The organism is Pseudarthrobacter sp. 01T43, assembly GCF_056398665.1.
Genome location: NZ_JBFTPV010000015.1, coordinates 67,426 through 79,162 on the forward strand (window position 1 = coordinate 67,426; position 11,737 = coordinate 79,162).

Consider the following 11,737-nt stretch of genomic DNA (forward strand, 5'->3'; position numbering starts at 1 on the left):
TGGCTACTTGTAGAAACGGGCGAGGAATTCGGCGACGACGGCGGGCCGTTCCTGGCCTTCGATTTCGATGGTGCTGGCTACCTTGATCTGGGCGCCGCCCTTGACTTCGGTGACGTCTGCGATGGTGGCCTGCATGCGGATCCGCGAGCCCACCTTCACTGGCGACGTGAAGCGGACCTTGTCCAGGCCGTAGTTCACCTTGGTGGTGACGCCGTCGACGTCGAAGAGTTCCCCCCAGAACGGGATGATGAGCGAGAGGGTCAGGAATCCGTGGGCGATCGGCGCCCCGAACGGGCCGTCCTTGGCGCGCTCCGGATCCACATGAATCCACTGGTCATCGCCCGTGGCGTCAGCGAATTTGTTGATCTGTTCCTGGGTGATCTCGCGGTACTCGGTGACGCCGAGGTCGGTGCCGGAAAGGGTGAGCAGTTTGTCGAAGTCGACGACGAGGTTGGGCATCTTTGCCTCCTGGTTAGGCTTTGGTTTGTGGGTTAGTTGGTTGAAAGTACGACGGCGGATGCCGGGTTCCGGGGGTTGGTGCTGTTCAGCGGGTGAAGGCGCTTTCGCCGGTGAGCGCACGGCCAATGATGAGCGCGTTGATCTCGTGGGTGCCTTCGTAGGAATAGACGGCTTCGGCGTCGGCGTGGAAACGGGCAACGTCTGTGTCGAGGGTGATGCCGTTGCCGCCCACAACCTCGCGGGCCAGAGCCACGGTTTCGCGCATCAGCAGACTGGTCTGCATCTTGGCCAGGGCTGAGTCCTGGTCGCGGTAGATGCCCTTGGCCTGCTGTTCGGTCAACCGCACCACCAGAGACAGTGCGGAAGTGACGTTGCCGAGCATCCGGGCGAGTTTCTCCTGGACCAGTTGGAACGAGCCAAGGCTGCGGCCGAACTGCTTGCGTTCGTTGACGTAGGCCAGGGCGGCTTCGAAGGCGCCGGCCTGGAGGCCGGTGGCGATCCATGCGACGTCCGAGCGCATGGCACGGAGCATTGCCGCGACGTCCCGGAAGGAGTTCACATTATGCAGGCGCATGGCCTCGGGCACCCTGACGCCGGTGAGAGTGATGTGGGCGTTCTGCATCATCCGCAGGGACGTCTTGCCGTGGATCTTCTCCAGCGACACGCCGGGTGCCTCGCGCTCGACCAGGAAGGCTTTGACCTGCCCGTCCGCCACATCCCGGGCGAATACGGCCAGGACGTCGGCAGTGGAAGCGCCGCCGATCCAGCGCTTGGCACCGTCCAGGATCCAGCCGTCACCCTCTCGGCGTGCCGTGGTGGACAGCCCGCCGGCGATGTCCGAACCGGACTCGGGCTCAGTGAGCGAAAAGACGCCCTTGAGCGAGAAATCGATCACCTTGGGCATCCACTCCTGCTGCTGTGCTGGTGAGGCGCCCACGCGGATGGCCGTGCGGAAGAGACCCGCCTGCGACGTGTACCAGGTTGCCAGCGATGCGTCCGTGCGTGCGAGTTCGAAGATCCGGAACCCCTGGTAGATACCCCGGGCAGTGCCGTCCGCGGTCAGTTCCGCCGGCTCCATCAGGTCCAGGTCGATCAGCGGCTGGGCGAGTTCAGTAGGAAATTCGCCGCGCTCCCAATGATCCGCCAGCAGCGGGTGTGCCTTCTCGTCCAGGAAGCTGCGAAGCCTGCCCAGGACCCGGCGCTCGCCGTCGGTCAGGAGGGACTCGGCGTCGTAGAAGTCCGAAAGTCGATAGAGGCGTTCCTGACCCTCTCCGGGAGGAAGGACGCGCACTGCGGGTTCCGCCGTCGTCGTATCCATCTCAGCCTCCCAGGCCGAGAAGGCGCACGGCGTTGTGCTTGAGGATTTTCGGCCGGACCTCGTCCTTGAGTGGCAGGTCCGCGAACGCACCAAGCCACTTCTGCGGGGTGATCAGCGGGAAGTCGGTGCCGAAGAGCACCTTGTCCTGGAGGACCGAGTTGGACATCCGCACCAGGGACTCAGGAAAGTACTTCGGCGACCAACCGGACAAGTCAATGAAGACATTCGATTTGTGCGTCGCGATGGAGTTGGCCTCGTCCTGCCATGGCACGGAAGGGTGGGCCATGATGATCTGCAGTTCCGGGAAATCAGCTGCCACCGCATCCAGCAGGAGGGGGTTGGAGTAGCCCAGCTTGATGCCGTAGCCGCCCGGGAGGCCAGCGCCCATCCCGTTCTGGCCGGTGTGGAAGATCGCGGGCAGCCCGAGCTCCTGCAGGGTTTCCCAGAGGGGATAAAACTGCTCGTTGGACGGGTCGAAGCCCTGCAGCGACGGGTGGAACTTGAACCCGCGGGCGCCCAGATCAATAGCCTGGCGTTTGGCGCCCTGGATTGCTTCGGCGCCAGTGCGGGGATCGACGCTGCCGAACGGAATGAGCACGTCGTTGTTCCGGGCGGCGCCGGCGATCAGATCCCCGATGCTGTTCGGCTCGTGCTTGAGCTGGGTGCGGGCGTCCACGGTAAAGACGACAGCGGCCATGTTCAGTCCGCGGTAGATCTCCGCGATGCGGTCCAAAGAGGGTGAGCGGTCCTCTGCTTTGAAGTACTTGGCGGAGGCCTCGGTCAGTGCCGGAGGGAGGGATTCGTGGCCGTGACCGTCCACTTCCAGATGAACGTGCATATCAATCGCATCGAGTTTGGCGGCATCGATGCCCAGTTCGTAACGCATATCGATTTCCTTAGCAGTCAGGTGACCAGAGCGAAGTGGGCTAGCGGGCCGGGGCCGGCTCGGGCTTGAGCTCTTCCGGCAGTGGCAGGAACTCCTCGCCGTAGCTCTGGAGCGTGTCAGCGCTGAACAGTTCACCGGCGTTCTCGCGCAGGGCTTCGTAGCTCCAGCCGCCCTCGCGGTATTCGGTGGTCGCGGCCTCCGGGTGCGTCCAGACCTGCAGCCGGTCGCCGCCGGCGCCGATGGCCTGGCCGGTAATCCCTGCCGCCGCATCAGAGGCGAGGAAGGCAACCAGGCCCGCGACGTCGTCGGCCGTTCCGAAGCCGAGGTCATGGCGGAAGAAGGACGGCATGGCCTCGCCGCGCTCATCGGCCTCAACGGCCTTCTGGAAGTAAGGGACGGTTTTGGTCATGGCGGTGGCGGCCACGGGGATGACGGAGTTGACGGTTACGCCGGCCTTCTTCATTTCCAGCGCCCAGGTGCGGACCATTCCCACGATGCCGGCTTTGGCTGCGGCGTAGTTGGTCTGGCCGAAGTTGCCGCGCTGGCCCGTCGGGGAGCCGATGGTGATGATCCGGCCCTGGACGTTGTTCTCCTTGAAGTGGGCGAAGGCCTCCCGGACGCAGGTGAACGTGCCCTTGAGGTGGACGTTGATGACCAGGTCGAAGTCCTCGTCGGTCATCTTCAGGAGGCTCTTGTCCCGCAGGATGCCGGCATTGGTGACCAGGATGTCCAATCGGCCATAGGCATCGATGGCGCCTGCCACCAGCGCCTTGGCGGCTTCGGTGCTGCCCACAGGAGCAACGACGGCGGCGGCTCGGCCGCCGTCGGCCTCAATCTGCGCCACAGCCTGCGCGGCGGTCTCGGCATTGACATCGTTAATCACGACGGCGGCACCTTGGCGGGCGATTTCCCGGGCGTAGGCGAGGCCGAGTCCCTGACCGCTTCCGGTGACGATTGCTACTTTGCCTGAGAGGCTCATTGCTGCTCCTTTGCTAGCTGACCTGTTCACCCTGCCGTCCGGCATGTGATGCTGGTATGTATCCATGAGAATATGGATTGTTGTAGAAGTCAATGATTTATTTTGAAAACTATCTGGAGTGACATGACCATCGAAGTGCAGGGGACGAAGCAGGGTGGCGTTGAGGACAAGTTAGTGGCCGCTTCAATCACTAACGACATGGGATTCCTGCTGGCAAAACTGCACGCGACGGGGTCCGTGCTGAACAACCGGGCCCTCGCCACTTTTGATCTCAAGGAGCGTTCGTATTCGGTGCTGATCCTCGCGAACAGCGGCCTCGAACCAACCCAGCGTGAGCTCGCAGATTTCCTTAGCTTGGATCCGAGCCAGATCGTGGCCCTGGTTGATGAGCTGGAAAAGCGGGGACTGGTGGTCCGGGCTCCCGGCAAGCTGGACCGCAGGGCCAAGACCGTGACTGCTACTGCGGCGGGAGCCAAACTCCACTCGCGTGCTTCTGAGGCGGCCGCGCAGGCAGAGGCCGAGGCGCTGCAAGGCCTCGACACCGCTGAGGTGGCCACCATGAAGGCCCTGCTGCGCAAGGCGCTGTGGGGCGGTGCGGCGTAAGGGCCGTAGGCTGGAACCATGTCAGACCAGGACTCCATGGAGCACAATGCCACGCCGCCCAAATTCACCGTCGAGACCGCGAGGGTCCTGGCGGAGGTGGCCCACAACCGGCAGAAGGACAAGCTTAAACGCCCCTACCGTGACCATGTCATCGCCGTGGGGGACGCCCTGGCTGACTTCGACGATGACATCAGGATCGCCGGCTACCTCCACGACATCGCCGAGGACACTCCCATCACCCGGCAGGCACTTCTGGAGATGGGTGTCTCTGAGCGGGCGGCGGACATCATCGAGCGGGTCACCAACCGGCTGCACGACAACCCCGATGACTACCAGGCCGGCATCCGCTATATCGCCGAGGACCACGACGCCGCCCTCGTGAAGATCGCGGACAATGCCCACAATTCGATCCCCGAACGCGTCAAGGCCCTCGCCGAAAAATGGCCGGACAAGCCGCCGGTAACCAAGTACCGGGATGCCCGGCCCATCCTTTATGCTGCCGTGGAGATAGAGGAAATTCGCAGTATCCTGGCGCGCGTAAACCCATGGCTGCTCGAAGAAGTTGATGACCGGCTGGACGAGGAAGACGACACCGACTACGAGAACCTGACGTACGAGTCCTAGCGGACACCGTTCCAGAGGTCCCGTTCCCATGCCCGCGGGTCATGGACGAGGCGTGATTCGGTGCCGAAGAGCATCGTGACCCGGCCCGCCTGATCGTAGAGTGGCCAGCCCGGATCGCCGATAGCGGCGAACCTCATCCAGGGAGCGTGCATGGCATCGGCCAACGCCTGCGGCGGATCTTTCCCCAGGAGCGGCCCGAACAACCGGGAGCCCTTATCCAGGGTGTCGAAAACGAACGGCACTTCGACGGCGTGGACTGCGCCGAGGCCGGGGGAGCGCCACCCAAACTCGTACATGTACGTCCGTGCCCCGGTGGTCACTGCCGCCTGCGCGTGGGCATCCGCCAGGCGAATGGCCGGAATCCTCACCCACCAGTCGGTCTCCACCGCGCCGAGCAGCTCGCCCGGCGAGCTTGCCGGGTAGTGGGCCCGGTATTCACGGAGCGCCGTATCCGCCGAAAGCCCGTAAACGGACACGGGTGGAAAGCCGCCAACGCTCTTGGAATCCGCCAGGTCCTGCTCGGAGACCTTCGCAAGCACTCCGGTAATCGCGAGGAACAGCTGCCAGTCCTCGGTGTTGGTGCCCACTAAGACGTCGACGGCAGCGCCTGCGCCGGCGGCGATCCGTTCGACGGGCCGCCCGGGAATGACATCGCCGTCGATGGTGGGTTGCCACATCATCCGGCTGGCCACGGCATCGTGTCCCCAACGCTCCGGATCGGGCCGGGCCATAAGATCAGCCTTCAACTCTGCCTGCGCTGCGAGCAGGCGCTGGGTGGGCACGGCCGCTATCGCGTCCCGGGTCGGCGGCACCCCAAGCTTTTCGGCGAGGAAGCCGCCGATCTTTTGGGCGGTGCCGGTGTCGATCGCATGATGGGCGGCGCCGCTCTGCAGGATGGCCCGCCGGAATAACCCTTCGGCCCGCGGCATCGAGAGGAGAACCCCGATGCTCATGGCGCCTGCAGACTGGCCAAAGACCGTGACATTGCCGGGGTCGCCGCCAAAGACTGCAATGTTGTCGCGGACCCATTCCAAGGCGGCGACCTGGTCGAGGAGGCCGGCGTTGGCGTAGCCGTCACCCAGGTCCAGGAACCCGTCTGCGCCGACACGCCAGTTGATCACCACGCACACCCCGCCGTCCCGGGCGAAATTAGTCCCGTTGTAGGCCGCCGTTGAGCCGATTTCGAACGCGCTGCCTTGGATCCACACCATCACAGGCAGGCCTGCCATGCCTGGGTCCGGGCTCCAGATATTCAGGTTCAGGCAGTCCGCGCCGCCCAGCCCGGTGTCCCACTCTGTGCCTGCACTTTCCGGGGGCGCCAACTGGAAAGGGGCCGCACCATACTGGTTGGCGTCGCGAATTCCGCTCCAGGGTTGGAGCAGCTGCGGAGGACGGAACCGGTTACCGCCCGAGGTCGGCGCCGCGTAAGGAATGCCAAGGAAGCGGTGAACGCCGGCGGCGACGGTCCCTCGCAATTGTCCCTGCCTGGTTGTGACGACGGTGCTCATGCCTGCCACCTCCGCGGTCCGACGTTTCCGGCCATATTTCACCTTGGCAGCTGTTGCGGTTCGGTTTGCAGGGCCGAAGGTCATGGCCCCTGGAAACAAGCTGCCGGCCCAGCGTGGAAGCAATGACGTTGGTCAGGCCAAGAAAGCTCCAGCGGCGTGGCAGGACGGAGATCCTAAGTGTGCCCCGGCTGTCCATGCGCGAAAGAGGGGTGCTGGAGGGGGATTGGAGGGCATGGATCAAAGATCACCGTCGGCAAAAAGGCGTGATCCACGGTGATCCTCGCTGCCCATCGCCTGACGACATAATTAGCCCGTGCTGCCGGAAGGCAAACGCGCGCCGCTGCCCGCCAGTGGCTGTTCAGTCAGCCAGAGAAAGTCAGGTACAGAAGCAACCCCAAGCGGCTCCGGTTTATTGAGACGACGCCGCAACAGCCGCGCCCACTCGCGGTCGGGATCCGCCGGAATCGGTGTTTCGGACAGGCTTTCTGGCAGGGAAGTGCCACGGTCCCTGTAGGGGAGTTGGTCCACGATCTGATCCGGCCAGTGGGGTGGTTCCCGGTCGGGGTGTTCGCTGGTGTAGTGCCGGCCGGAGGGTGAGATCCAGCCCGGTGGTTTGTCCTGGGTGGCTTCGGTGGGTGTCCAAGGCGTGGTGTGTTTGAGCCGGTGGTGCTTGCGGCATGGTTGGCCGAGGTTGGAGATTCCTGTGGTGCCGCCGTGGTGCCAGGCGAGGAGGTGGTCCGCTTCGTTGTCCAGGGACTGGTTGGAACAGCCGGGGAAGGGGCATTTGCCGTCCCGTAGGCGCAGCCATTGGCGCATGGCTTTGGGGATCCGGTAGCTGGTCCTCCCGATCTCCAGCGGTGCCCCGTCGCGGGGGTCGGTCAGGACGCGGTGGAAGGACTCCGCACCATCGGCAACGAGGGTGCGGGCCATCGATGGTGGGATGGGACCGTACCCGTCCAACATGGCGGGCTCGTCGGTCAGGCCCATGAGTGCGAACACGGGCACGGTGATCAGGACCTGGGCTTTCGGGGACGGGACCAGGCCGGCTTGTCCGCCGAGGAGCCAGGCCGCTGCGGTGTCGGTGCGGAGTTGGGTGAGGGTCCTGGCCTCGGTGGGGCCCTGCAGTGCCCGGGCCGCGGTGGTGGTCCGCTCCCAGATCCCGGCTGCCGTGTCCGCGGGCAGGTAGGCCGAAAGCCAGGCCATCCCGTCCCGGTCCGGGGAGTACTCCAGGCGCCGGTCCAAGGCACTCTTGGTGTGGCGTTTTTCGATGCTGTCCGGGTGGTGGCGTTCGCGCCAGGTGCGGGCTTTGGCCCGGAACCGGGACGGGATCATTTCCCCGGCCGGGCCCCGGGCGGGGTTGGGTGCGTCCGGGTCCAGGAAGTGGGCTTCCAGGGCTGCCGCGCCGGCGTGATCGAGGTTGAGGGTTTCGTCGACCATGATCCGGGCGTGCTGCCACGAAATGGTTCCGGCCGCCAGGGCGGCCAGGGTCAGGGGCAGTGTGGTGGTGAGGCGGTGGGATGTGGAGAGCAGGGTGGCGGCGTTGGGTTCGCTGACGGTCAGGACGCAGGCGACCTCTGCGATGGCGGCCATTTCGTGGGCAGTGTGCTCCTGCGGGGACAAGGCAGGGGGCGTTAACGCCTTTGTCCGGTCCGCGAATTCCGCGGTGGTGAGGACTTTCAGCGCGGCGGTGCTTGCTTCGAGCCGGGAGATTACGGCCAGGCGGTCCAGGGCGTCGTCGATACCCCGGCGCAGCGGATCCGGCCCGGCAGGATCCTCACACTGGCGACGGCGGAGTTCGGCCAGCACAGCAACGGCAGCCACTACCTCATCAAACGCCGCGTCCGCTGCTGTGCCTTCCATGTTTCCATCATGTCGAGGGGGTACGACATTTAAGGTCCCTGAAGCTCCTCCCTGAAAAGATTTCTGGAAATCTTTTCAGCTGCCCACAGCTCCCCACAGCTGCCCACAGTTACCGCTCAGGTGGCCGCCCGATCGGCCCGTCCGTGTCTAGACCCCCGGCCCTCAGTCCGCCCGCTAGTCCCGCCCTGGCCTACACCCGTCCCAGGGAATCGATGTCCTCCAGGAAGTCCTGGTGGACCTCGGCGCTGACGGTGGTCCGCGTATCGCCGATGGCGTCCAAGTAGTCCTCCGTGGAGGGCCCCTTCCGAACCGCCTCACGAACTGAAACACTGCCGCCGGAAGCCGCGCCGCCGTCGTCGTACACTGCCTTTTCCAGCGCACGCTGGGAGGCGCTGCGGGCGGCGTACTCAATGTCCGCGGGGGAGAAACCCTCCGTTCGCTCCACGAGGAGTTCCACGTCGACGTCGTCCACTACGGCGGCCGGGATGAAGCGCTGCCACATGGCTTCGCGGGCCTGGCGGTCGGGGAGCCCGATGGGGATGACGTAGTCGAACCGGCCGTGGCGCAGGAACGCGGTGTCCAGCGCCCGGATGAAGTTGGTGGCGCAGACCAGCAGGCGGCCGGGCTGTTCGCGGAACGCCGGGATGATTTTCAGTAGCTCATTGGTGACGCCCTGCAGCGGCGACGGCGGTTCGCCTGAACGCTGAGAGGCGATCTCCTCCACTTCGTCGATGAACACCACGCAGTGTTCCAGCTCGGCGATCTCCAGGAATGTCTCGCGCAGTGCGCCGGCAAGCCCCTTGGGATCGGAGGCAAGGCGGGACGGGAAGACCTCCACGAACGGCCACTCCAGGCGGGACGCGATTGCCTTCGCAAAGGTGGTTTTGCCGGTGCCCGGAGGCCCAAACAACACCACGGCGCGCGGCGGCACCACACCGTATTCGTCCGCGAGATCGGCCTCCGCGAGCGGCAGGACCAACCGCCGCTCCAGGAGCTCCTTCTCCTTGCGCATGCCGGCCACGTTTTCCCACAGGTCGCGCGCCAGGATCCGGCCCCCCAGCTCGCCCAGCGCGCCAAGTTCCTGCCGCTGGACGGGAATGGTCCGCTCGAAATRCCGCAGGTTCTTCTTCAGTGCGAAGCCGCGGCTGAGGAAGGCCTCCACACGGGTTTCGGCCTCGGGCATCAGCGCGGAAAGCTTGTTAAGGCCATGCGGGGCCATGCGGTTTTCGACGGCGGCAAGCAGCGACGTGCCAATGCCCCGGCCGCGGTATTCCGGCAGTGTAGCCAGGAAGACGATCCAGCCCTGGTCATGGGCGGCACGTCCGACGGCGGCGCCCACCACCTGCTCGCCCTGCACCGCCACCACGGCATGGTCCTTCTCGCATGACGCCAGCACTTCCGAGAGGGCGTAAACGGGCTCCACATCGGAGGCCTTGAGGGACTCCCACAGGTGCAGGAGGCCGTCCAGGTCTGCTGAGTGGAAATCCCTGATCCGCCAGTTGGTCATGCCGTGTCTCCCGGGTGGTTCGTCGTTGAACTGCAGGTCATTAGTGCACAGAGCAGCGCTGTGAGGCGCTCTGCTGAGCATAAGCGATCTGCCCGCGACGAAGGGTTGCGGGAGCGTTGCGTTACGAGGCGGCCAGCGTGCCGCTATTCGGATGGGAGCGAATCAGACCTTGATGGGAACCGGGTGGACCTCATCCGCGGGGTGCCCTGCGCGCTCATGCACACGCCGTACAGCATCCGCTGACGGGGCCTCCGACAAGCAGTAAACCAGGCCCGACTCGGGATCGGCCCAAGCCGTTTTGAAATTAACCTTCTCATCGCCTTGGACGGCCACATCGGCGTCGTGGGCCTCTTGCAGGGCTTCCTGAGTGATTCCAACCATGTTGCGATGAACATCCATGAATTCCGGCATGATGCCAATACTCCTTAACTCGGTTTCGCCGTTGAAACAGCGGGATGAGGCTGACGCTAGACCCGGGCATGAAAGCCGTCAAGAGGAGGTAGGTGCGGACATACGGAAAGGGGGTTTTGCCGTTTCGCTTGCTAGACCCCCAACGTGGCCAAGGTTCTCCGCAGGGTGTCGGCGGAATGCTGAAGGGCGGCCAGTTCGCGGCCGTCCATTGGTGTGTGAAGGATGCGGTGCACACCGCCGCGGCCCACGACGCTGGGGAGGGACAGTGCCACCCCGGTGATTCCGTAGGGGCCGTCGAGCACGGTGGAAACAGGGAGCACAGCGTTCTCGTCCCGGAGGAGGGCCTCCACGATCCGCGCTCCGGACAGGCCGATGGCGTAGTTGGTTGCCCCCTTGCCGGCGATGACCTTGTAAGCCGCCTGGGTCACTTCGCGGGCGGTTTCATCGAGGTATTCCTGGGTGAAGACCTGTTGGCCATCTTCTTTCCAGTCACGGATGGGGACCGGCCCGATCGTGACACCTGACCACACCGGAAACTCAGTATCGCCGTGCTCGCCCACCATGCTGGCGTGGACGCTGGCCACGGCGACACCGGCGCGCCGGGCCAGCAGCCACCGCAGCCGCGACGTATCCAGCACGGTGCCGGAGGAAAAGATGCGTGCCGATGGCAGCCCGGAAATCTTCCGGGCCGCTACCGTGAGTACGTCGCAGGGGTTGGTGACCAGGACATAGACCGCGTCCGGGGCGTGCCGAAGCAGTTGCGGCATGAGCTGTTCGAGGATGCGGACGTTCGTCCCGGCGAGGTCCAGCCGCGTCTGGCCAGGGGCCTGTTTTGCCCCGGCAGTGATAACCACGACGTCGGCGCCTTCAGTCACGGCGATGTCTCCGCCTCCCGTGACGGTTGYCGCCGCCGCCGCGAACTGGGTGCCGTGCGCGAGGTCCAGAACCTCCGCCTCCGCTTTAAGGGCGTTGACGTCAAACAGTGCCACGTTGCTTGCGGAGCCCCGGATCAGGGCGGCGTAAGCCAGTGAGGTGCCCACGCTTCCGGCTCCCACAATGGCAAGTTTCGATCCTGGCATGAGCTACCTCTTCCCCGGTTCCCGGAGCGCTGGGAGCTCCGGGAACCGCGCTGGTGGTGGTCCGCAATGGCTTCATGCTATCGATTCGTGGGAGGCCGCACATTAGGGCAGCACGGGTTCGGCGCTGCCGGGAAATCCTACTTCTTGAACGTCTCCGCGGGCGGGTTGGCGACCACGGGTGCCGTGCCGGTGAAGCCTTCGCGGGTGTGGGCGATTTCGCGGATGCGGTGCCGGCAGGCGTACCAGCCGGCCACCATCAGTGCGGAGGCGATGGCGGTGACGAGCATGGTGAGCGGGGATTCTATGAAGACCATGATGAGGACGCCCAGGAGGAAGATCAGGGAGAGGTAGCCGGTGTAGGGGGCTCCGAACATTCGGAAGGACGGGCGATTGAGCCAGCCCTTGTCCGCCCATCGCTTGAGCTGGATCTGGCAGAGCACGATGGTTGCCCAGGTCATGACGATGCCCACGGAGGCGATGTTCAGCACGATCTCGAAGGCCTG

Annotated in this window: 11 protein-coding genes and 1 pseudogene; 2 read left to right on the forward strand and 10 right to left on the reverse strand. The window is 64.9% G+C overall.

Annotated elements, in window-relative coordinates; genetic code table 11:
* Positions 1-3: 3 nt before the first annotated feature.
* The 4 genes from AC1DIM_RS14010 to AC1DIM_RS14025 form a co-directional block, all read right to left on the reverse strand.
* A complete protein-coding gene (locus AC1DIM_RS14010; RefSeq protein WP_477711108.1) occupies positions 4-459 on the reverse strand; it encodes a MaoC family dehydratase in 456 nt (151 codons plus the stop codon).
* An 85-nt stretch (positions 460-544) separates the two neighbouring features.
* The gene (locus AC1DIM_RS14015) at positions 545-1,777 is read right to left on the reverse strand and encodes an acyl-CoA dehydrogenase family protein (RefSeq protein ID WP_477711109.1); all 1,233 of its coding nucleotides are present in this window, start codon (positions 1,775-1,777) and stop codon (positions 545-547) included.
* A gap of 1 nt (position 1,778) precedes the next feature.
* Positions 1,779-2,663 carry an amidohydrolase family protein gene (locus tag AC1DIM_RS14020; RefSeq protein WP_477711110.1) on the reverse strand — a complete coding sequence of 295 codons (885 nt, stop codon included), beginning with the start codon at positions 2,661-2,663 and terminating at the stop codon, positions 1,779-1,781.
* 40 nt (positions 2,664-2,703) lie between these two features.
* Positions 2,704-3,642 (reverse strand): SDR family NAD(P)-dependent oxidoreductase, encoded by a 939-nt coding sequence (locus AC1DIM_RS14025; protein ID WP_477711111.1) that lies wholly within the window; start codon positions 3,640-3,642, stop codon positions 2,704-2,706.
* 123 nt (positions 3,643-3,765) lie between these two features.
* On the opposite strand from AC1DIM_RS14025, the gene AC1DIM_RS14030 reads away from it, so the two are divergent.
* Together AC1DIM_RS14030 and AC1DIM_RS14035 are read left to right on the forward strand one after the other, a co-directional pair.
* The gene (locus tag AC1DIM_RS14030; RefSeq protein WP_477711112.1) at positions 3,766-4,245 is read left to right on the forward strand and encodes a MarR family winged helix-turn-helix transcriptional regulator; all 480 of its coding nucleotides are present in this window, start codon (positions 3,766-3,768) and stop codon (positions 4,243-4,245) included.
* Between the two features lie 18 nt (positions 4,246-4,263).
* Positions 4,264-4,869 carry an HD domain-containing protein gene (locus AC1DIM_RS14035; RefSeq protein WP_477711113.1) on the forward strand — a complete coding sequence of 202 codons (606 nt, stop codon included), beginning with the start codon at positions 4,264-4,266 and terminating at the stop codon, positions 4,867-4,869.
* Here AC1DIM_RS14035 and AC1DIM_RS14040 read toward each other — a convergent pair.
* From AC1DIM_RS14040 to AC1DIM_RS14065, 6 genes and pseudogenes are all read right to left on the reverse strand, one after another.
* Complete coding sequence (locus AC1DIM_RS14040; protein WP_477711114.1) at positions 4,866-6,377, reverse strand: carboxylesterase/lipase family protein; 1,512 nt, start codon at positions 6,375-6,377, stop codon at positions 4,866-4,868. The genes AC1DIM_RS14035 and AC1DIM_RS14040 overlap by 4 nt on opposite strands.
* A 306-nt stretch (positions 6,378-6,683) precedes the next feature.
* Positions 6,684-8,237 (reverse strand): HNH endonuclease signature motif containing protein, encoded by a 1,554-nt coding sequence (locus tag AC1DIM_RS14045; RefSeq protein ID WP_477711115.1) that lies wholly within the window; start codon positions 8,235-8,237, stop codon positions 6,684-6,686.
* A 190-nt stretch (positions 8,238-8,427) separates the two neighbouring features.
* Positions 8,428-9,744: an ATP-binding protein gene (locus AC1DIM_RS14050; protein ID WP_477711116.1), complete on the reverse strand. Its 1,317-nt coding sequence runs from the start codon at positions 9,742-9,744 to the stop codon at positions 8,428-8,430.
* Positions 9,745-9,906: 162 nt separating this feature from the next.
* A complete protein-coding gene (locus AC1DIM_RS14055) occupies positions 9,907-10,155 on the reverse strand; it encodes an SCO4226 family nickel-binding protein (protein WP_477711117.1) in 249 nt (82 codons plus the stop codon).
* Between the two features lie 131 nt (positions 10,156-10,286).
* Positions 10,287-11,234 (reverse strand): L-lactate dehydrogenase, encoded by a 948-nt coding sequence (locus tag AC1DIM_RS14060; RefSeq protein ID WP_477711118.1) that lies wholly within the window; start codon positions 11,232-11,234, stop codon positions 10,287-10,289.
* 137 nt (positions 11,235-11,371) lie between these two features.
* A pseudogene (locus tag AC1DIM_RS14065) lies at positions 11,372-11,737 on the reverse strand (amino acid permease); the annotation flags it as partial.

Excerpts from the sequence above, each read along its gene's own strand:
- AC1DIM_RS14010 (WP_477711108.1), bottom strand. The coding sequence starts at position 459 with ATGCCCAACCTCGTCGTCGACTTCGACAAACTGCTCACCCTTTCCGGC.
- AC1DIM_RS14015 (WP_477711109.1), bottom strand. The coding sequence starts at position 1,777 with ATGGATACGACGACGGCGGAACCCGCAGTGCGCGTCCTTCCTCCCGGA.
- AC1DIM_RS14020 (WP_477711110.1), bottom strand. The coding sequence starts at position 2,663 with ATGCGTTACGAACTGGGCATCGATGCCGCCAAACTCGATGCGATTGAT.
- AC1DIM_RS14025 (WP_477711111.1), bottom strand. The coding sequence starts at position 3,642 with ATGAGCCTCTCAGGCAAAGTAGCAATCGTCACCGGAAGCGGTCAGGGA.
- AC1DIM_RS14030 (WP_477711112.1), top strand. The coding sequence starts at position 3,766 with ATGACCATCGAAGTGCAGGGGACGAAGCAGGGTGGCGTTGAGGACAAG.
- AC1DIM_RS14035 (WP_477711113.1), top strand. The coding sequence starts at position 4,264 with ATGTCAGACCAGGACTCCATGGAGCACAATGCCACGCCGCCCAAATTC.
- AC1DIM_RS14040 (WP_477711114.1), bottom strand. The coding sequence starts at position 6,377 with ATGAGCACCGTCGTCACAACCAGGCAGGGACAATTGCGAGGGACCGTC.
- AC1DIM_RS14045 (WP_477711115.1), bottom strand. The coding sequence starts at position 8,237 with ATGGAAGGCACAGCAGCGGACGCGGCGTTTGATGAGGTAGTGGCTGCC.
- AC1DIM_RS14055 (WP_477711117.1), bottom strand. The coding sequence starts at position 10,155 with ATGCCGGAATTCATGGATGTTCATCGCAACATGGTTGGAATCACTCAG.